Genomic DNA, 21,209 nt, shown 5'->3' with positions numbered 1-21,209 from the left:
CGATTGTCCGTTACCCAAACGACCCTTCAGCAATATGTTATTAGTGTAATAACTTATAAAGAAAAATAAGGAGGAATTTTCCAATGGGTTGTGGAAAAAAAGACGACGTATTAGGAACAACTAACTGTGTATGTGAAGTAGTTCGTGCTATAAAAGACATCCAGGATGCTGCTGAAGATATTTGTGAATGTCCAACTAACTGTTTTCAAGAACCACTAGGTGCACTTGTAGCTCCAGCTCGCACTCAAAGAGCTGATACTCGTGTATTCGTTCTTAAGACAAAAGATGGCTCCCCATTCCATGCATTCTTCAGAGGTGACGATTGCGCATGCGTTTCCATCTTCTTCCGCGTAGAAGAGATCTTCGATAACTGCTGTGCAACATTACGTGTTATCCGCCCTGTTAAGAACGGTGGCGAGACAGTTGATCTAACTGAAGATAGCGGCATTGATTTAAGCGCGGTTTGTAAAGTAGACGGATTTGCAGCAACAAATGATTGCATCACAGTTGATTTAACTTGTTTCTGTGCAATTCAATGTATCGCAGATGTAGACTTAGGAATCTGCGAAGACTAACCTAATAAGTAGCTAAAAAAGCACTTATTAAAAGAAGCCAGTCGAACAATGACTGGCTTCTATCTAATTTTAGGCTGGAAATTAAAAACCAGCCATTTTTATTTCTTTAATTTCTTTAATTAAAATGGACTTCTTTTTTTGGTCCATCAGTTTTAAATTAATTTCTCCTTCTGTTCTTCCCGTAATAAATCCCCTATAGGTCTCACTTAATGTATAAACCATACAAGGAACTGGTGGAAGCTGTTTAGGGAAATTAACTAAATATTGAATACGCTCTTCCGTATTCATTTCTCTAAAACTTTTCACTTTTCTAAGCCCTTTTGTAAAACTTTCAGATTCATATTCCTCTTTTTCTACTCCTGAGCGAACTTGTTCTTCATAATCATTGATTGTATTTTGAATATCCTCTGGTGTTTTTTCTACTTTTTGCAGATTCTCTTGTGTCTTTTCTGATAACTCTTTATTAGATCCAAAAATACTATATTCTTGATCTAGACCTAGACCTTCTACTTGTATTTTTTTCTTTTTCACTTCTTTTTTTATTTCGTTTTCTTCTTTAGCCTTGGCCTCAATTAATCGACGTTGAATCGCTTCTTGCTTTTTCGCCTCTGCCCTTTTTGAGGAGTAGGTTTCTTGCATATTATATTTTCCAGGTTTCATTTTGGGCTGTTGAATAAACAACAGAGGTTCACGCGACTTTTTCTGGTTGCTCATTTCTCCACCTCCATACACAGTAATTCACAATTATATGTATGCATAAATGGCTATTTCGTTTCCATGTCTCCTGATAAAGTTCAAAAACCGCATGTCCTATATTTACAGAAGTCAATAATCCTCCGTGACATAACGATAAATTTACAATTTTTACACTGTATCTTAACAATTCTTTGGTATTGTCGAATTAAGGGTTTTCCGGAAACTTTAAGAAGGAGTTAAACCATGAATTCAATACTTTACGACCGTAGAATCTCATCTAACTTGTTTAAAGTAACTGATGATAAGGAAACACAAATTGAATTTAGCACCCTTTTAGTTAATAAAAGCCTAAACATGTTATTTCAACCCATCGTCAATTTAAATGACGGTAGTCTTCTTGGCTATGAGGGACTTACAAGAGGTCCTAGAGGGAGTAGGTTTCACTCGCCCATTGATCTTTTTAGCTACGCTGAACAATGTGGTTCACTTTACCCATTAGAAAAAACAGCAAGAGAACTAGCATTTCAATATAGTCAATCCGTGATAAAAAAGGGACAAAAGCTTTTTATTAATATAAATTCGCAAGTTATTTATGATCCAGGCTTCACACCCGGACATACCATTTCCTTGTTAAAACAACAGGATTTATCGCCTTCAAATGTGGTTTTCGAAATAACTGAAAGGAATGCAATTCAGGATTTTCAAGCTTTTAAGGAGGTCCTAAATCATTACCGAGCCCAAGGATTTAAAATAGCTATAGATGATGCTGGCGCAGGATACTCCTCCTTACAAGCCATAACTGAACTCATGCCTGATTATATAAAGGTAGATCGATCATTAATTAGTGGGATTCATAATAACGAGGTAAAGATGCATATTCTACACGCCTTTGTTACCTTGGCAAAAAAGACAGGCAGTACGATTATCGCAGAAGGTATTGAAACAAAGGAAGAGCTACAAACCGTTATGCAGCTAGGAATTAGTGTTGGACAAGGCTATTACTTGGCATATCCAGATTATCCAACAAAAAACATTCCAGTAGACGTACTACAAGAAATACATCAATTTAACCAAAAGACAATGGACAATAGAGCTAGCCGCAAAACCATTGTGGCACAAATAGATGATGAAATTATCATTATGGAGCAAGATCGAGTCATAAAAAAATCGATTATAAATCGTTTATTATAAAATTATTTAACTATTTTATTGCAAGTCAGGTTAGGGTAACCATACTTGACCAAATCACACTTTTTCTGGTTTTACCCCCCTTTTATATATTTTTTAGCCCGCTTCAATTGAAGCGGGCATTTTTTATCGATTATAACATTATAAAATATGGAACCCGGAATCAACGTGTAGATTCTCACCTGTCATTCCACGTGATAATTCGCTAAATAGGAATAGTGCTGTGTCTCCTACTTCTTCTTGTGTTGTTATTTTTCTCAAAGGAGCACGCTCTTCAATTTCCTTTAAGATCGAATTAAAGTCACTAACCCCTTTTGCAGAAAGCGTACGGATTGGACCAGCAGAAATAGAGTTCACACGGATTCCTGAAGGACCTAAATCATTTGCTAAATATTTGACGCTCGCATCAAGAGAAGCTTTAGCAACACCCATTACATTATAGTTTTGGATAACGCGCTCACCGCCAAGATAAGTAAGGGTAACAATACTTCCTCCCTCGGACATTAAACCTCTTGCTTCTTTTGCTACAGCCGTTAATGAATAAGAGCTAATATTGTGGGCAAGTAAGAAGCCATCACGTGTTGTATTCATGTACTCGCCTTGCAATTCTTCTTTGTTCGCAAATGCGATACAATGTGCAATTCCGTGAATCGTCCCTACTTCATCCTTAATAGTTGCAAAGCACTTCGCAATATCTTCATCAACCGTAACATCACAAGGTAACACAAGTGAGTTGCTTGCCTCTAGCGATTCTACTAATTCACGAACACTTTTTTCAAGTCTTTCACCTGCATAAGTGAAAATTAATCGAGCACCTGCATTATGTAACGCTCTTGCAATACCCCAAGCGATACTGCGTTTATTCGCTACGCCCATTACGACTATATTTTTTCCCTCTAAAGAAAGATTCATCTAATTATCCTCCATTTTTAATACAAGTTATTAGTACCTAGTACTAATATTACATGATTGTTAAAAAAAATGAAAGTGTTGAAACAACTATTTTATTTTCACTTCAGGTTGACCCTCTTCACCTCTTAAATAAATGAACAAAATGATTGGACATAATCGTCTAAAAGAATATCCATTTCCAAAAAAATGTGGGGTGACTAACGTTGAAAATAATTGCAATGAAAATAATTAAATTTTTACTCTTAGTTATTACAGCCGTTTTCGGTTTTATTTTTTTTATGATATTTCCAAGACTTTTTAATCTTAAGGAGGAGGACATTTCTATAAAGTGGGATCAGATCATCCCTACCTTAAAAGTAATCTTTATTCATTTATCTGAACTATCCTATGAATCATTCGAAAGTTTTCTACTTCAAGGTAGTTTATTAGAAGGATATAAATATTCGTTAACTATAATGAGCATCTCTACATTGATCGTCATTTCCATTGGCAGTATCATAGCTTTTGCAGTCATCATCATGCCCCTTAAACTAAGAAATCTTGCTAAAAACTTCTTGAATTTTTTCGAAGGAATACCAGACTTATTAATTATTTTCACTCTCCAATTTACAGTCATCATTGTTTTTAAAAACTACGGTATTAAATTATTTCAGTTATATGGATTCGGGGAAGCTCAACCGTTGTTTTTTCCAACGATAACAACTAGTATCCTACCTTCCTTATTTTTTGCACAGTTCCTTATCAATATCATGGAAGAGGAAAAAGAAAAGAACTATATTCTGTTAGGGCAAGCAAAAGGATTATCAAAGATTTATATTTATGTAAATCACCTATTAAGAAACATTTTCCCTTTCATAATCATCCATTTTAAAACCATTTTTTATATGATTTTATCTAATCTAGTTCTAATTGAATACATGTTTGGGTTAGGCGGATACACTCATGAATTATTTGTTGCCTTAACCCATCCAAGATCTACTGTTTTAACCATCATCTATTCGCTATTCCTACTTATCATTCCAGTCTTGGTGTTGGAGTTATTGATTGGAATAATAGGAAAGGTTAAGTCAAAGAAAGTGGGAGTTAGTATATGAAATTACTAAATTACAAAAAGACCATATTCGGTACTCTCCTACTTCTATTTTTCTTCGCTTTAAGTTTCATATACACCATGGATGGTGGTGAAGTTCATGAGCAAGTTAGATTTGTATATGATAAAGAAGGAAAAATCATAGGTGTTCCGCCTATGCCTCCTTCAAAGGATTACCCATTAGGTACAGATTTAGATGGGAGAGACAATCTTTCTCTATTAATAGATGGAATTAAATATACGTTATTAGTTGCAGTAGGAGTTTCATTTTTTCGTGTACTACTCGGTGCTATAGTAGGTCTATTTGTTTCCGTGTGGATACCAGCAAGTAAACCCTTTTTTAAAGCATTATTTTTACCATTCCAATATATTCCTAGTTTACTATTAGGAATTGTTTTAATGTCTCCTGTTGCCTTATTTTATTCAGGTATACCCATTAAAAACCTTATAACCTATCAGATCATTGTCCTTGTAATCATTGGTATTCCTACAGTTCTTTTTTACACGGCCGAATTTGTGGAGGAAATTAAAAAGAAAGATTTTATATTAAGTTCTTACATAATGGGGGGCAGAAATCTACATATATTAGTGAAGCATATCTTACCTAATCTAAAACCACATATTCCATTATTAGCAGTTCAACAGATGCTTCAGACTCTTCAAGTTATGATGTATCTGGGAGTATTCGGTTTATATTTAGGAGGACCACGACCATCCGCCATTATGCATACGAAACCAGAAAAATTCAGCTCCATGACAAGTGAATTAGCAGGATTAAATGGACAGAATTTCTGGGTCATTAGATGGGCTCCATGGATTGTCGTGAGTTCCATTCTCGGGATCTTCTTAATTATTTTGATTGTGAATATGATGAAAAAGGAAATTGAGGATCAGCTCAATGATAGCAAGATTGTTCTCCCCTCTAGGAGCAAAAGATATTGGAAGCATTCTAAAAGAACAGTAACTATGCAACATGTACCTGTCAGTACGGATTCCTTTCAAATGGCGCCTGCTGGGGTTGATCTAGGTACCCGAAAGGAAAAGCATGAGTCTCTAAGTTTCTCTTCAACTATAAATGAAAATCTTAAGTTTTATATAAATAAAATGGTCATCAATAATCAAAAATTTACTCCTTTAACAGAAAAGTATCGTGTAAAACTTATCTTGGGACTAAGTACTGTTTTCGTCATTATTATATCGGTTGTTTCAATTTCTCAGGGAGGGTTCTTAATTGGGGAAGAGAAAACTAAACAAGCAGTAACAAACGAGAAACCAACGAACAAATTTAATAAATTTGAATCTGTTCCCGTCTTATACCAAGCAAATGTAAAGGTTGATATAGAACATTACACTCTATCTGGCGATGTAAATATTAAAACAACTAACGACACTGGCCAAGTTCAAGAGGTAATTTATTTCCACTTATATCCAAATCAATTTCGTGAAAAATTGACCGATGAAAACTGGGTAAACCTATTAGGCGATCAACCCGTTCAAGGTTGGATTGATATTAAGGATGTTAGAGTTGAAGATGAGGAAACTGATTTTACAGTAAATGGAACCATTCTAGAAATCCCACTAAAGAGTTGGAACGTGAATGAAGTAAAAAATATCAAAATAAGCTTCGATCTGCAAGTTCCTTCTAATAATGGTTCATTTTCTTTTGATGAGCGTGCTATGTGGTTAAGCAACTGGCTACCTGTTCAAGCGGTTTTTGATGAAAATGGATGGAATAAGGATCCTTACTACCCTTTTGGGGACACATTTTATAGTGAAACAGCCAATTACGAACTAAATGTTGAAGTTCCAAAAGGTTATTGGGTAGTAACGTCAGGAAACGATGAACACATGGCTAAAAATCACGGGAGTTCAGAATCTTTCCAAGTTCGTGCAACGAATGTAAGAGATTTTGCGATGTCTATTTTGAGCAATAAATATAAGAATATACGCTCTGAGGTTAATGGTATCAATGTCTATACGTGGTTTACCAATGTTGATAACGAGGAATTAGCAGTATCTAACCATCAAACTGCAGTGGCAGCGATAAGTTTTTTTAGTAATTTATATGGTGAATACCCCCACCAACAATTTGATGTTGTTCGGATTGGAGATTTTTCAAATGGCTTTGCATTCCCTGGTCTAATTCAATCACCCGGATATATGTTTCAGAAAAGCTCACCTACCGGCTTTCGAGATATCCCTGGTAAAGCAGCTTATCAGTGGTGGGGCAGTATTATAGGGAGTAACAAAGTTAAAGAGCCTTGGGTTAACGCTATTTTAAGTGATTACGCTACAAAGAGATTTATGGAAATATATCAACCAGGAAGTGTTCAAGAAGTAAAAACAAGTGATGTTCTTGCGATTATACAGCCGTGGGAGGACAAGGAGATCTACTTAAGTAGTCCTATAGATAAATTTAAAGATATCAATAGCTACTATGATTTACTATACTTTAAGGGGCCCCAAATGTTTTCAGAACTAGAGAAGGCAATAGGTCGGGAGAAAATGGATCCTATTTTAAAGAACTATTATGAGAGATACCAAAACGTTAACGGCTCTGGTGAGGAATTAATAGACAGTTTTGTTGAAGTACTAGGTCCTGAGGTTAGAGAATATTTCAATAAATGGTTAAACGACGGAATGACTACTTTTGAAATAAAAAAAGAATAATTTTTATTTTAATTGAATGAAAAAGTTATTATTCTTCGTCTAAATTGATAAACAGGCCAATGAAGGAGAACAAGATGAGGCTGAATCATAAGAAACATCAAAAACAGGTGGACGTTCAATCGATAGATAAAGAAAGAATGATTGAAGAACTAGTGGACACACTTGGAACCCATATTTTAAGACTCGCGTTTACATATGTAAAGGACAAAAAAATAGCAGAAGATATTACACAGGAAGTTTTCTTAAAGTGCTTTCAAAAGTGGGATCAATTTAGAGGAGACTCTAACATCAAGACATGGGTTTATTCTATTACGATCAATTTATGTAAAGACTACCTAAAAAGCTGGTCATTTAGAAATCTATTATTTTACGATTTTACTACTAGACAAGATGGATTTGGGGAGAATGCTTTAGATCTCTTACTTGAAAAATCCCAGAAAAAAAGACTTGCTACTCATGTTCTAAATCTTCCCATCAAGTATAGAGAAGTTCTCATTTTATTTTACTATGAAGATTATTCAATAGAAGAGATTTCTACTTTCTTGAACACAAATGAAAATACACTTCGAACTAGATTACGAAGAGCAAAAGAATTATTAAAAAAAGCTTATTTAAAAGAAAAGAGGGATGAATATGGACAATGAGCTTAAATCTTTAAAGGAAAGTCTAGACGAAACTTATTTAAAGGAAATCGTTTTGTCAAAGTCTTTGAAAAAGAAAATTCTAAAAAAGACAGCCCAACAAAAAAATTCAACCCTTTTTTCACATTTCAAGTTTTTATCTAGTGTAGTGTTAGCTACTGGTTGCTTGTTTCTATTTGTCACCTTTCTTATTCAGGGTCACCTTGAAATGAATCAAGCAAAACAACCAACACTAAGAGAAAAGCAAGTTGCTATTATTCATTACCAGGAAAAGGTTATGTCTATCCTAAAAACCCAAGAGGAACCAGAAATCGATTTTCTATCTACGTTAGTATATAAATACGATACTCCAAGGGAGGAATATCGAGACGAGCTTATTCTTACTTTTGATCATATAGTAAAAGAGATTAAGGATATTCCTATTCCCCAAGAGCTGTCCACATATTCAGAAGAGATTGAAGAAAGTCTAGAAATCTTATTTCATTCTTTTGAATTAAAAAGAGAGTATTACCTAACTCTTAATGCTGAGACGTATAACCATCTTGATAAAAATGTTTATGGTGATGTACGGCATGAGCAAGTATTTTTTGAATTCGAGAGGAAAATTGGAAAAGTATTTGAAGAAATAAATCTATTTGCCCCTGGATTTTGGGATGAATCTAGATTTTGGACGATCAGTTCTCCTAGTCAAAGACTCTTAAAATAATTTTTCAAAAAAGACAGTTCGCAATGAACTGTCTTTTCTATAGTGTTTAACACCACTCACAAAATTCTAATTCCCGTTTAAGTTCATCTACATACTCTTTTGATCCCGTTACAATTAGACGATCATTTAAGTGCAACTCTGTGTCACCATGTGGGACAATGGAATCTTTCCCTCGGAAAATGCGGACAAAAATGACATCTCCAGTGAAAGGGAATTTTCGCAATGTCATGCCTTCGAATTGTTCGTTAAGAAGACGAATCTCATATAATGCTGTGTCTTGGTTTGTAAAAAGGTTCATAACACTTGGTGATTCGATAAGTGCTCTGAAAAGAGTTTTTGTTGATAAGAACACAGAGAATACTTCTACATTTTGCTCTCTGAGTCCTTCTTCGAGATCCGGACTTTCAATTCGAGCAATAACTCGATCTACTCCCTTCTCCTTTACGGCTACTGCTAGTGTAGCATTCACTTCTTCATCACCTGTCGAAATGACCACGACATCAGCTTCTAGTGCGTTTGTTTTCTCTAACGTTTCTAGAGAATAGTCTTCGATTTCATGAATTTCAAATAGTGAGTCTGCAATTTGTTTTTCAGACTTCTCTTGCTTTTTATGGAACAAAATCGGCTCATATAAGGATGACTTTAACTCTCTTGATATAGGGAGTGTAATTTGGTTTGCTCCAATAAAAGCAACCTTAACTTTCTTCTGTTCGACTGATTCTTTCGGCAGAAGCTTTTTAAATACAATAGGCGTCAGCACACATGTAATGACGGCAACTAGAATAAGTGTTCCGCTCATTTCTGCTGAAATAACACCCATTCTCTCTCCAATAGTTGCTGCTGCGATTACAAGAGATAAAGTTGAGGTTAACAAGAACCCAGATGCAACAACCGTTTTGGTGTCATACCAAATCTTCAAAATCCCTACAGGTATTAGCTTAGATAATAGTAACGCAATTAGTAACAATGGAATCAGTAGTAGTAATTTAGCATCACTAAACAATGCCCAAATGTTTAAATCTACCCCTACCATAACGAAGAATATAGGGATCAAGAATCCATATCCAAAAGAATCAAGTTTATGAACAAGCTCCTGATCTGGTGAGAGTAAAGACACTAATACCCCCGCCAAAAATGCTCCTAAAATATTTTCGGCTCCGACTGTTTCAGATAATGCGACTAAAAGAATAATTAATGTAAAAACAGCTCTTGTTCCGATTTGAATGGTACCAGTCGAAAGAGGATCTAAAAGCTTATTGTTTTTAAATCTCTTCCCGACAAAATACAATCCTACCCCAGCAGCAAATAGCAATAATAATAGCCATGTGTTTCCTTGTCCACCATCATATAGGGACACGAAAACTGCTAATAATATCATGGTTACTAGATCAGCAATAACCGCGATAAGCAAGATGATCTGACCAATATTGGTTTTCATTAAATGCGCTTCTTTTAAGGTTGGTACTACTACCCCAAGAGAAATCGTGGAAATAATTAATGTCATTAAAAAGGCATTTTCGATGAAGCCAGCTAAAACGAATAGATAAGATAGCCCTAGAGAAACAACAAAGATACCTATAAAGGCAAGTGTTGCGACAAAAAATCCATTGGGCTCATGCTTACCGTTTGGCAGCTTCTCTTTCTTTTTGCCACCTTTAAAGGCCGAAAAGTCAATTTCCAATCCACTTAAAAACATTAAGAAAATAAAACCAAGTGTAGACAAGGTCTCCAGCCACATATCTTCATGTACGATATCAAAACCACTTTTTCCGATAATTAAACCTACAATAATTTCCGCAACTACCACGGGGATAAAGTTAAGTTTAAACCGATGTAAGATAATTGGAGTCAAAAATGCGACGATAATAACAATAACTAAGGATGCTACGGATGCACCATGATGTTCCATTCTTAATCCCCCCTAATTTGTTAAATAACTCATAAATAAAGTTGCCATTCCCAAATAAATAAGAATACTAATAATATCATTAATCGTTGTGATAAACGGCCCCGAAGCAACCGCTGGGTCAATATTCAAACGATGCATGAGTAAAGGAATAAGAGCACCTGCTAATGTTGCAACAATTAATGTAAATAGAATGGAGATTCCCACTAAGAATCCTAAAAAGAGATCCCCCTTCCATAAATACACAACCAGGGTTACTAATAGACCACAAGTTGCTCCGGTTATTAAACCAGTTCCAGCTTCACGAATGACCAACTTTTTCTTACTCTCTTTTTCCAAATCGCCAGTAGCAATCCCTCTAACCGCAACCGCAAGAGCCTGGGTTCCAGTATTTCCAGCCATCCCCGCGATTAATGGGATAAAAACTGCAAGAATTGCCACCTGATCCAATGTAGCTTCGAAACGACCTATTAAGCTTGCTGTCAGCATTCCTAGAAAAAGTAAAATCACAAGCCATGGCAACCTTTTTCGAGCAGCAGATATTGGACTTTTATCAATTGTATCCATATCCGTAACAGCGGCAAGTTTCGAGTAGTCATCGGATGCTTCTTCTTCCATAACGTCCATTACATCGTCAACTGTAATAATCCCAAGTAGATGATGTTTAAAATCCACAACTGGTAAGGCTAGGAAGTTATAATCCTTCATCTTTCTAGCAACTTCTTCCTGATCTTCAGCTACTGAAACAGCATATACACGATCGTTCATAATCTCTGAAATCATGACATCATCATCATTTACAATCAAATCTCTAAGGGATATAACACCTGTTAGCCGCTTATCTTCATCAATCACATAGATATAGTAAATCGTTTCTGCTGTAGGGGCTTCATTCTTTAAAATATACATGGCCGATCTAACCGTTTGGTTCTCAGCAATAGCAATAAACTCCGTGGTCATGATACTTCCAGCTGTATATTCTTCATAATGGAGGAGCTCTTTTATTTCTTGTGCAGCTTCATCGTCCATTATCGTTAAATAGCTGGCTACTTGGTCTTTACCAAGCTCGTTCAACACGTCAACAGCATCATCGGCATACATATTTGAAAGCATTTCAGCTGCATAATCAGGAGACATTTCTGAGAGGACATCACTGACGTTTTCTTCCTCAACCTCAAGATTCTCAAATAAAGCTGCCATTTCTTCTGGAGAAAGATATTGGTATATCTTTGCCCGTGTTTCCTCGTCCAGATCCTTAAAAAATGAGGCTTGATCATAAGGGTGTAATTCTAGAAATTCACTACGAAAAACATCAATGTCTTCATTTTTTAAAGATTGGAGCAATAAACCCTCGTTGATATGATGATTTGAATTTTCCAAGTTAGCTCCTGCCATAAAATACCTCCTCTCTCTTTGACAACTCTTTAATTATACTAGCAAAACTTTATTTCTTTGTCGCGGCATACCCCTTGAGAATTAATTCTCGTATCATCCCAATGATCAAATTGCATATTTTTAACCTTATCATTCCCTTAATTTTTCCTATAAAACTAAAAATGGAAAGTATATACTTATTCATTTCGAAAATCAGAATCATAACATAAGGTTCTTTTCGAAAACTTCTTTGCTATTTAAATCCTTTAAACTGTTTTTTGGACGAATATTGTGCTGTTTTCTTATTTAGGGAGAATAGATGCCACGATACAGCATAGAATTCGTGTTAGAAATCATATATGAATAGCAACAATCTATGCGAAAACAGCCTAACATAAAAAGACCCGTAATTGTCAAAATATATATAATGGTAAGTAAGTGATTTATCTAAACCGTAAATGAAATGAAGGAGTTAGCTTAATGAAACTAGATATAATTGGTGATATACACGGGTGCTATCTAGAGTTTTATAACCTTACTACTGAACTTGGATATAACTGGAAAGAAGGTTATCCGGTTCACCCTGAAGGCAGAAAGCTGGCTTTTGTTGGTGATTTGACTGATCGAGGACCAGAATCATTGAAGGTTATCGAAATTGTCTGGACACTAGCAGTTAAAGAAAGCGCAGCCTATTATGTTCCAGGTAACCATTGTAATAAACTTTATCGCTACTTTTTAGGAAATAAAGTGCAAATAACACATGGCCTAGAAACAACTGTTGCTGAATATGAGGCAAAATCGTTACCAGAACAAAAATCCATAAAAACAAAGTTTATAGAGCTTTATGAACGAGCTCCTCTTTATCAAGCACTAGATGAAAAGAAACTGGTCATCGCTCATGCAGGAATTCGCGAAGATTACATTGGTAGAAATAGTTCAAAGGTTAAAACTTTTGTTCTATATGGGGATATAACTGGTGAGAAAAATCCAGATGGTACACCAGTTCGTCGTGATTGGGCAAAGTCGTATAAAGGCAAAGCGATCATTGTGTACGGGCATACTCCGGTAAAAGAGGTTAGAGTAACTAATCAAACATACAACATTGATACAGGTGCTGTATTTGGAAACAAATTAACTGCCCTTCGATACCCTGAACTAAGTATTGTCTCTGTTCCCGTTCATTCGATGCCATACGTTCCGGAGAAATTTAGAGAGTTATAGTTATAATAAAAGCTAAGGAGTCTCACTCCTTAGCTTTTATTATATTTTTCATATCTTCTGCCAAAGGAACTTCAAAAAATAGTGCCTCATTTAAGATTGGATGATAAAACGAGATCTGACAGCAATGAAGCGCTTGTCTGTCCAGTAGTGAAACTGAGCCTCCATATAAGTCATCCCCTATTAATGGATGACCCATGTGAGATAAATGAACACGTATTTGGTGAGTTCTTCCCGTCTCCAGTTGCAATTGAATATGTGCAAATGAAGTGTACTGCTTTAGCACCTTAAAGTGCGTACATGCGTACTGTCCTTCACTTGTCACTTCTCTTTCAATAATGCTATCTTTTTTACGACCAATAGGCTTCTCAATCGTTCCTTGTACCTGATAAAAAGTGCCCTCTGCAAGTGCTTCATACATTCTTTTGATATTCCTAAGTTTTTGCTGCTTACTAAACAAATGATGAATATGTCTATGCTTGGCAATTAACACGAGCCCTGAAGTGTCTCGATCCAATCTTGTAACAATATGGACTGTGGATTGTAATCCAATTTTTTCATAATACCCTACCAGCCCGTTTGCAAGACTTCCGGTTGGATGCTCTCTCGATGGAATCGTACTCATCCCTGCTGGCTTGTTAACGACTAGTATAAATGAATCTTCGTACAAAATATCCAAAGGGATGTCTTCCCGTAACATTCCTTCGCTCGGTTCTTCTAAAGGAAAAATAACCTTTAATAGGTCTCCCTTACTTAGCACCTTCCGAACCGTTACCTCTTGGTTATTTAAAAGGATGTTTCCACCATTGATTTTTATATCTGTTAAACTCGCCTTAGAAATCTCGTTTTCTTTCAAGAAATCTTTAATTAGCTTTCCTTCGTCCTCTTCAATCTCCCACTGTATCGTAAACCGTGACATAAATCTTGCCCCTATCTAAAACCTGATTAGTCAGAAACAAATGAATCTCGCACTCTTTTCCAGAATGGGAACGGTCTAAATCTCGCAAACCTAATTTTTTCATCTGCAACTCGATATTGAATGGATTTAACATCCTTATGTAATAACGTCAAATGATCAATGGTAATTTGAAAGTCTAGTCGATTTACTGGTTTTAGCATACAAGTATGATGGTCTGGTAAAACAAGCGGCGAGCCAATCGTTCTAAAAACTCGATTATTGATCGATGCCATTTCAGCTACTTGGATCGCTGGTAAGGAAGGATGCAAAATAGCTCCACCCAATGCCTTATTGTAAGCTGTACTTCCAGAAGGTGTTGAAATACATAGTCCATCGCCTCTGAAACGCTCAAATTGCTGTCCCCGTATTTCAACATCCATGACAAGTGTACCATCAACACTTTTTACAGTGGATTCATTTAATGCCAAGTATCGGGTTTCCTTGCCTCCATGTTGATATCGGATAATGACTTCTAATAACGGGTATTCAATGATCTGATAAGGAGTCTTAGCTATTGCTATCACGAGCTTCTCAATTTCCTCTGGTACCCAATCCGCATAAAAACCTAGATGGCCTGTATGAACCCCAACGAAAGCGGTTTTGTCGAGTCGGCTACTATATCGATGAAAAGCATATAAAAGTGTACCATCTCCCCCAACCGATATAACAATATCAGGTTGGTCTTCGTCGTATTCAAGATCAAAATCAAGTAAATACGTTTTCATTTTGTGCATTAGTGTATTTGATTTTGAATCCCCTTTTGATTTAATCGCAAATTTCATCGTATCCTTCTCCTCTAATTTGGAATCCAGATTAGTTGTCTCCTTGCTTGAGTTCCTTTTTTCTCGTAAAAAAGACCTGTGCTTCTTGGATTTCTCCGCGAATGAGAGACATCTCTTCATCAAGCCTAAAGGCAGCCTCCGCTGCTCTGTGTAAACGATGTTTGATGTCTTCTGGGAATTGTCCCTTATATTTATAATTTAAAGAATGCTCCACGGTTGCCCAAAAGTTCATGGCTAGTGTTCGAATTTGAATTTCCACCAAGATTTTCTTTTCTCCATCAATTGTTTGAACTGGATATCGTATGACTACATGATAAGAACGATACCCGCTAGCCTTTTTGTGAGAAATATAGTCTCTTTCCTCTACCACTTCAAAGTCATTGCGTTTTCTTAGAAGTTCAACTACTTTTTTAATATCATCCACAAACTGACACATCATGCGAAGTCCAGCAATATCCTGCATTTCAGTTTCTAATTTATCAAGTGGTATCCCCTTTTGGTTCGCTTTATCTAAAATACTTGCAATAGGTTTGACCCTACCTGTTACGAATTCAATGGGAGAGTGAGTTGAATTTAATTCAAATTGTCCTCGCATACCTTTTAATTTAATCTTCAGTTCTTCAACCGCTTGCTTATAAGGTAATAAAAACTGATCCCAATGTTTCATTCTGTCACCTCATCCGGTTTCTCTCTCTTCATATATACCGGTGAAAGTTAAAACCTAACTAAAATGTGGCCTCAACTTTCCCTACCATCTCATCACCATAGTTGCTATTCCCTTTAATATTTTCTATTAAATATAAAAGTTCTTCTTGGAAATGAATTAATTCAAGCTTCTTCCCATCCTTATGAGCAATATAAGCTTTCATTTCTGGATTTTCTAAGCTCGTTTTAATTTCTCCCCAAATTGCTTCATCCAGGATGATATATGTATAGTCTTCGTCTTCATTTTCCGCAAGATATATAAAGGAACATTGGTCAGAATCAACAAGCATCGTCCCACTCGGATTCAAACCATCTAGAGTAACCTCTTCACCTATGTATAATAAAAATTCCTTGTTATCACTTATACTCGCACTTTTTACTTGAATTTTATTGCGCATATGTTCAACCTCCATTACTTCATTTATTTTACCATATGTAAAACATTTATCCCAACTTACAAGCTGCCCCACAATTTCAAAAACACTAAGCAGATTAGAGACATTCCCCAAATCATTCAAGCCATAGTCTAACTCTTAAAAATGAATATTTCACCTGCTCTAACAAATTGAATTGTATTAGGAAGAAAGAGATAATATGAATTAGACATTGTAACGTATAATAAATAAATGAAGCAGAAGGGAAGAAATGTCTTGTCTCAAAATATAGAAATAGAATTTAAGAACTTACTGACGCAAGAGGAGTTTACAAAGTTAAAATCTTTCTTTCAAATAGAAGATTCCATGTTCGTTAAGCAGATTAATCATTATTTTGACACCCCTACCTTTTCACTGAAAGAACTAGGCTGTGCTTTAAGAATAAGAGAAAAAAATAGCACATATGAAATGACACTTAAACAACCCGCTCTGGAGGGGCTCCTTGAAACAAATCAAACTTTAACCTCTACAGAAGCAGATGTAATGCTCAAAACGGGACTCATTCCAGACGGAGCAGTAAAGGACCAACTAGACCGTTTAAACATAGCTCTTCAAGAAATTGTGTATTTTGGATCGTTATCGACAGAAAGAGCTGAGACTGAATATCTTAATGGATTAATTGTTTTAGACTACAGTTCCTATTTAAATCACCATGATTATGAGTTAGAATATGAAGTGAACCATTTTGAAACAGGAGAGAAACACTTCCTTGAATTATTACATACCCTAGACATTCCTGTTAGAAAAACGGACAATAAAATTCGCAGATTTTACCATGCGTTGAAAAAATTAAGATGACTCTTATTTAGGAGAACACATATGAATATAGAAAATCTTAAAGTCATGCTTCAACTTCAGGCTCTACAAAATTTTAACTCATCTACTTCAAATGTAAGCTCTTCTGGTTCCTTGTTTCAGGAATTAATGGACGAGCTTCTATTAGAGCAGGGAACTTCACCCGTTACTGAACCAAGTAAAGTGATTAACACCGGCCCACTTACAAACCTGGCTTCTTTGCCACCCGTTAAATTAACAAAACTTGCCAATAATCATTCATCAAACTTTGACGATATCATCCAAGATGCGGCTAAAACCTATCAATTGCCCGTTAATTTAATTTATTCTGTGATTAAGCAAGAATCGAATTTTAACCCAAACGCGGTTAGTCACGCTGGTGCTTCCGGCTTAATGCAACTTATGCCTGCTACTGCCCAGAGTCTAGGAGTTAATAATGTATTTGACCCAAGGGAAAATATATTTGGTGGAAGTAAATATTTGAGACAAATGCTTGATAAATACGATAATAATATTGAATTGGCACTTGCAGCATACAACGCCGGTCCCGGAAATGTAGAAAAACACGGTGGAATTCCTCCTTTTAAAGAAACCCAAAACTACGTTAAAAAAGTTACAAACTCTATGTTTGTATAAAGTGATTCCTTCTTGAATTTAGAATCATGATTTGCTTGAAAAAAAGTAAAATAAATTGGAAAAATTTCCATCTTCCAAAATCCGTCTGTTTATTGGTAACAGACGGATTTTTTGTGTAAATTAGAAGAATGAATTACTTTAGTTCAAAGAAAGATTTCTGCATTGAGGAGTTTACATCCAACTATTTTATTTCTAATTTTACACATATTGGGTGAGTTTTTGAGCCTATTGTTTGAGATATCAGTTGCTCGTTGTTAAAATAAAGAAAATTACATTGGCAAGCCATTAGGGAAATAAACATTAAGCTATATAAGTCATTTTAAGGAGTTTTCATAAATGAACGAGAAAATACACACGCCGTTTGATGCAATAGGTGAGGAAACGCTAAACCGTTTAGTAGACGCATTCTATCGCCGTGTAGGTAACGATCCCCTCCTTGCTCCTATATTTCCTGACGACTTAACGGAAACTGCAAGGAAACAAAAGCAATTCTTAACACAATATTTAGGAGGGCCAGCTTTATATACATCAGAACATGGTCATCCAATGCTTCGTGCTCGCCATATACCATTTGAAATTACTGAAACTAGAGCAAAGGCTTGGTTAGCTTGCATGAATGATGCGATGGACGAAGTTGGATTAGAAGGTCCTTTGCGGAAAGACTTTTTCTCTAGATTAGTGTTAACAGCCCAACATATGATAAACACACCAGAAAATCAATCCTTGAAAGGTGAGAACACGTGAGGAAACAAGAAGCATTTACATCGTCAACATCTTCTCATCATTGCCATGGGAATGAAAAAAAGCCGATTGAAATCTACATGTTTATTGATCCTCTATGTCCTGAGTGTTGGGCACTTGAGCCGATTTTAAAGAAATTACAAATAGAATATGGTCGCTATTTTTCCATAAAATATGTCCTTAGTGGTAGACTAGCAACACTAAATCTTGGAAAAAAGCAAAAATATGGAAGCATCGCGGATTTATGGGAGAAAACAGCTAGTAGAACAGGTATGTCTTGTGATGGCAGTCTATGGTTCGAAAACCCTGTGTCGTCACCACATATCGTATCAGTTGCGATTAAGGCAGCTGAGCTACAAGGTCGCCGATCGGGAATTCGATTTTTACGGAAGTTGCAAGAAGGATTGTTCTTAGAAAAACAAAATATTTCTAGCATTGAGGTACTAAAGGATTGTGCCGAGGGAGCAGGCCTCGATGTGGATGAATTTATATCAGACATTCATTCTGAGAGTGCTGCAAAAGCTTTTCAATGTGATCTAAAAATTACAGCTGAGATGGAAGTACAAGAAATACCTACTCTTGTCTTTTTTAACGAGAATATCGAGGATGAAGGAATTAAAATTACTGGGTATTATCCATACGAGGTATATGAACAAGTACTCGAGGAAATGTTGCCTTTTAAACCTGAAAGATCGAATCCTCCACCGATTGAAGCCTTTTTACAATATTTTAAACTAGTGGCTTCTCAAGAAATTGCTGTAGTCTACAATATGTCCGTAAGTGAAGTTGAGAAAGAGATGAAAAAGCTTCAGCTTAAACAACTTGTTGAACAAGTTCCAGTAAAGTACGGGATATTTTGGCGCTATAATAATTAATGCTTAAACCGTGTGTAATTATACAAGGTTATTTATAGAATATTTAAACATGAAAAAGACCTACCAAACCTGTCTGTTTGCGTAGGTCTTTTTCTTTATTAAATACGAACAAAGGGGATGGGAGAAATTTTTCACGGTCTCAAACAAAGGGGTTATGTTTGTTGGTGATCAACTTCACATTTGTAATATACCATGAATGAATTTCCTCTGACAACAACCTTGTGTGTTATTTCACAATATTGTCAAAAACAAAGAATGATTTGTTGGACAACTGAATATACATTTATAAAGCGCTAAAACTACCGGGGTGAAAGCTTATGAACATAACTTTATGGATTATGATTGTATTAATCATCATTTCCTTCTTTTTTAACATCCTTGGACTCATGAATTTAGTGTCAATTTTCATTACTTCCCCCATTTTATTCGTTTCTTTATTAATCTTTATCGTGTATTTGAATGAGAGGAAAAGATTTAGAGGCTTTTAAAATAGGAAAGCCTCTTTTTATTGTGTTTAGACAAATTTCCTTTAGTAAGAGCTTTGTAGTCTTTCATTTTTTAACAGAGCTTATAATTAACCGAGTTTGAGTCCTAATTAACCGACTTACCACCATTTTTAACCAACTCTTCCACCACTCCGGCGTACGCAAACAAAAGAGGAAGGCACCGAATCCTCCCTCCTCTTTCAACAAAAAATTCAATTAAGCTGCCTTAAAGCTCGAAACATCATCTTCTAGTGGAATTTGGTTAGCACGAGCACTTCTAGCTGCTTTAAAGAATAGAGCTGTAAGAAGGATCGTTACAATTGCTGCACCAATATAAGAAACGTTTAATGGTAATCTAAAGCCAATTGGAGCGTTTAGAATATAAGTTGTTGTTGCCATTAACATGAACACACCAGGAACAAGGGCAATCCAGTAATTTTTCTTCGCTACATAAAGGAACATTGCTCCTACAAACAGTGCGATTACTGCTGTAGATTGGTTTGCCCAAGAGAAATAGCGCCATAATAATGTAAAGTCAATTTTAGTAAGACCGAAAGAAATTACGAATAAAGGTAGAGCAATGATTAGACGATTAGCGATTTTCTTTTGTGAGAAATTAAAGTAATCAGCAATGATCATACGAGCACTACGGAAAGCAGTGTCACCAGATGTAATTGGAAGGATGATTACTCCAAGGATTGCTAATGTACCACCGATTGCGCCTAGCATTAACTTAGAAGCTTCACTTACTACTGCAGCAGGTCCACCACTTGCAAGAAGTTCGTTTAAGCCAACTGGACCATTGAATAGGCTCATAGCCGCAGCTGCCCAGATCATAGCGATAATACCTTCTAAGATCATCATTCCGTAGAAAATTTTACGCCCTTGTTTCTCATTTTGAGTTGTACGAGAAATGATTGGTGATTGTGTAGCATGGAAACCTGATAAAGCACCACAAGAAATCGTTAGGAATAATAATGGGAAAATTGCTGCGCCAGCTGGGTGCATATTTTCTAGTGTAAGCTCTGGAATATCAGCACCTGTTACGACTAATCCACCACCAACACCCACAGCACTAATAATTAAAAGTGCTCCGAAAATTGGATAGAAACGACCGATAATTTTATCAATAGGAAGTAGAGTTGCTAAGATATAATAGATGAAAATTGCAGCAAGAATAAGTCCCATTGCCATCCAGCCATTCATTAAGCCATGAAGTAAGCCAGCTGGAGAAGTCACGAACACTGTACCAACTAATAATAATAATAATACCGCGAAACCGTTTACAACGTGTTTCATCGCTTTTCCTAAGAATTTACCAGCAAGCTCAGGTAAGTGAGCTCCACGATTTCGAATAGAAATCATACCTGTTAAATAATCATGAACCGCTCCTGCAAAAATACATCCAACAACAATCCAAATAAATGCTACTGGACCGTAAAGCGCTCCCATAATTGGACCGAAAATAGGACCAACACCGGCGATATTTAATAATTGAATTAATGAGTTTTTACTTATCCCCATTGGAAGGTAGTCAACACCGTCTTGGTTCACATATGCAGGCGTTGTTCTAGCTTCTTTTACACCAAATACTTTTTCAACAAATTTACCGTAAGTAAAATAACCAACGATTAATAATATAATTCCACCTAAAAACGTAAACATATTAATCCCCCTTTATCTGATAATTGAATGCGTTTTCATCATTATAATAGGGAAAAAGCTGAAGGTGGTGTGTTTAGGACTAAGATGTTAAAAATCCAGATTAACATGTCTAAAATTAGGATTAAAATGCAATAAAAACTGTCTCATATGGAACTAA

Annotated in this window: 20 protein-coding genes; 11 read left to right on the top strand and 9 right to left on the bottom strand. The window is 35.9% G+C overall.

Annotation, left to right across the window (positions count from 1 at the left end; translation table 11 throughout):
• Positions 1-83: 83 nt before the first annotated feature.
• A complete protein-coding gene (locus ACFYKX_RS07295) occupies positions 84-575 on the top strand; it encodes a CotY/CotZ family spore coat protein (RefSeq protein ID WP_389359554.1) in 492 nt (163 codons plus the stop codon).
• 81 nt (positions 576-656) lie between these two features.
• Here ACFYKX_RS07295 and ACFYKX_RS07290 read toward each other — a convergent pair whose 3' ends face one another.
• Positions 657-1,289, bottom strand: a complete 633-nt coding sequence (locus tag ACFYKX_RS07290) for a CotO family spore coat protein (protein WP_389359552.1) — start codon at positions 1,287-1,289, stop codon at positions 657-659.
• A gap of 225 nt (positions 1,290-1,514) precedes the next feature.
• Between ACFYKX_RS07290 and ACFYKX_RS07285 the strand changes: the two genes are divergently transcribed.
• Positions 1,515-2,462, top strand: coding sequence for an EAL domain-containing protein (locus ACFYKX_RS07285; protein WP_389359550.1), 948 nt, complete (start codon positions 1,515-1,517; stop codon positions 2,460-2,462).
• A gap of 138 nt (positions 2,463-2,600) precedes the next feature.
• Here the strand turns inward: ACFYKX_RS07285 and fabI are convergent, their stop codons facing one another.
• Positions 2,601-3,371: an enoyl-ACP reductase FabI gene (gene fabI, locus ACFYKX_RS07280; RefSeq protein WP_389359548.1), complete on the bottom strand. Its 771-nt coding sequence runs from the start codon at positions 3,369-3,371 to the stop codon at positions 2,601-2,603.
• Positions 3,372-3,574: 203 nt separating this feature from the next.
• Between fabI and ACFYKX_RS07275 the strand changes: the two genes are divergently transcribed.
• The 4 genes from ACFYKX_RS07275 to ACFYKX_RS07260 all read left to right on the top strand — a co-directional run bounded on the left by ACFYKX_RS07275 (position 3,575) and on the right by ACFYKX_RS07260 (position 8,478).
• The gene (locus ACFYKX_RS07275) at positions 3,575-4,465 is read left to right on the top strand and encodes an ABC transporter permease (protein ID WP_389359546.1); all 891 of its coding nucleotides are present in this window, start codon (positions 3,575-3,577) and stop codon (positions 4,463-4,465) included.
• The gene (locus tag ACFYKX_RS07270; protein ID WP_389359544.1) at positions 4,462-7,131 is read left to right on the top strand and encodes a M1 family aminopeptidase; all 2,670 of its coding nucleotides are present in this window, start codon (positions 4,462-4,464) and stop codon (positions 7,129-7,131) included. The genes ACFYKX_RS07275 and ACFYKX_RS07270 overlap by 4 nt, the downstream gene beginning before the upstream one ends.
• A gap of 74 nt (positions 7,132-7,205) precedes the next feature.
• A complete protein-coding gene (locus ACFYKX_RS07265; RefSeq protein WP_389359542.1) occupies positions 7,206-7,775 on the top strand; it encodes a sigma-70 family RNA polymerase sigma factor in 570 nt (189 codons plus the stop codon).
• Entirely contained in the window at positions 7,765-8,478 is a 714-nt protein-coding gene (locus ACFYKX_RS07260; protein WP_389359540.1) for a hypothetical protein, read from the top strand. The genes ACFYKX_RS07265 and ACFYKX_RS07260 overlap by 11 nt, the downstream gene beginning before the upstream one ends.
• Before the next feature lie 46 nt (positions 8,479-8,524).
• On the opposite strand, the gene ACFYKX_RS07255 is transcribed toward ACFYKX_RS07260, so the two are convergent.
• Complete coding sequence (locus ACFYKX_RS07255; protein ID WP_389359538.1) at positions 8,525-10,387, bottom strand: monovalent cation:proton antiporter family protein; 1,863 nt, start codon at positions 10,385-10,387, stop codon at positions 8,525-8,527.
• A gap of 12 nt (positions 10,388-10,399) precedes the next feature.
• Positions 10,400-11,779: a magnesium transporter gene (mgtE, locus tag ACFYKX_RS07250; protein ID WP_389359536.1), complete on the bottom strand. Its 1,380-nt coding sequence runs from the start codon at positions 11,777-11,779 to the stop codon at positions 10,400-10,402.
• 459 nt (positions 11,780-12,238) lie between these two features.
• On the opposite strand from mgtE, the gene prpE reads away from it, so the two are divergent.
• Positions 12,239-12,979 (top strand): bis(5'-nucleosyl)-tetraphosphatase PrpE, encoded by a 741-nt coding sequence (gene prpE, locus ACFYKX_RS07245; protein ID WP_389359534.1) that lies wholly within the window; start codon positions 12,239-12,241, stop codon positions 12,977-12,979.
• Positions 12,980-13,001: 22 nt separating this feature from the next.
• On the opposite strand, the gene ACFYKX_RS07240 is transcribed toward prpE, so the two are convergent.
• The 4 genes from ACFYKX_RS07240 to ACFYKX_RS07225 are packed head-to-tail and all read right to left on the bottom strand — an operon-like array spanning position 13,002 to position 15,819.
• Positions 13,002-13,895 (bottom strand): RluA family pseudouridine synthase, encoded by an 894-nt coding sequence (locus tag ACFYKX_RS07240; RefSeq protein WP_389359532.1) that lies wholly within the window; start codon positions 13,893-13,895, stop codon positions 13,002-13,004.
• A gap of 26 nt (positions 13,896-13,921) precedes the next feature.
• The gene (locus ACFYKX_RS07235) at positions 13,922-14,836 is read right to left on the bottom strand and encodes an NAD kinase (protein ID WP_389359835.1); all 915 of its coding nucleotides are present in this window, start codon (positions 14,834-14,836) and stop codon (positions 13,922-13,924) included.
• Positions 14,748-15,383 carry a GTP pyrophosphokinase gene (locus ACFYKX_RS07230; protein ID WP_389359530.1) on the bottom strand — a complete coding sequence of 212 codons (636 nt, stop codon included), beginning with the start codon at positions 15,381-15,383 and terminating at the stop codon, positions 14,748-14,750. The genes ACFYKX_RS07235 and ACFYKX_RS07230 overlap by 89 nt, the downstream gene beginning before the upstream one ends.
• 58 nt (positions 15,384-15,441) lie before the next feature.
• The gene (locus ACFYKX_RS07225) at positions 15,442-15,819 is read right to left on the bottom strand and encodes a UPF0738 family protein (protein ID WP_389359528.1); all 378 of its coding nucleotides are present in this window, start codon (positions 15,817-15,819) and stop codon (positions 15,442-15,444) included.
• Positions 15,820-16,071: 252 nt separating this feature from the next.
• Between ACFYKX_RS07225 and ACFYKX_RS07220 the strand changes: the two genes are divergently transcribed.
• From ACFYKX_RS07220 to ACFYKX_RS07205, 4 genes are all read left to right on the top strand, one after another.
• The gene (locus ACFYKX_RS07220) at positions 16,072-16,653 is read left to right on the top strand and encodes a CYTH domain-containing protein (protein ID WP_389359526.1); all 582 of its coding nucleotides are present in this window, start codon (positions 16,072-16,074) and stop codon (positions 16,651-16,653) included.
• 21 nt (positions 16,654-16,674) lie between these two features.
• Positions 16,675-17,286, top strand: coding sequence for a lytic transglycosylase domain-containing protein (locus ACFYKX_RS07215; protein WP_389359524.1), 612 nt, complete (start codon positions 16,675-16,677; stop codon positions 17,284-17,286).
• A gap of 336 nt (positions 17,287-17,622) precedes the next feature.
• Positions 17,623-18,030 carry a globin domain-containing protein gene (locus tag ACFYKX_RS07210; protein WP_389359522.1) on the top strand — a complete coding sequence of 136 codons (408 nt, stop codon included), beginning with the start codon at positions 17,623-17,625 and terminating at the stop codon, positions 18,028-18,030.
• The gene (locus tag ACFYKX_RS07205) at positions 18,027-18,902 is read left to right on the top strand and encodes a ClpXP adapter SpxH family protein (protein WP_389359520.1); all 876 of its coding nucleotides are present in this window, start codon (positions 18,027-18,029) and stop codon (positions 18,900-18,902) included. Before ACFYKX_RS07210 ends, ACFYKX_RS07205 begins: the two co-directional genes overlap by 4 nt.
• Positions 18,903-19,603: 701 nt before the next feature.
• On the opposite strand, the gene ACFYKX_RS07200 is transcribed toward ACFYKX_RS07205, so the two are convergent.
• Positions 19,604-21,052, bottom strand: coding sequence for a carbon starvation CstA family protein (locus ACFYKX_RS07200; RefSeq protein WP_389359518.1), 1,449 nt, complete (start codon positions 21,050-21,052; stop codon positions 19,604-19,606).
• Positions 21,053-21,209: the final 157 nt, after the last annotated feature.

The organism is Cytobacillus spartinae (assembly GCF_042865285.1).
GTDB lineage: Bacteria > Bacillota > Bacilli > Bacillales > Cytobacillaceae > Robertmurraya_A > Robertmurraya_A spartinae.
The sequence above is the reverse complement of the archived record's forward strand: the minus strand, read 5'-3'. Positions and strand labels throughout refer to the sequence as shown.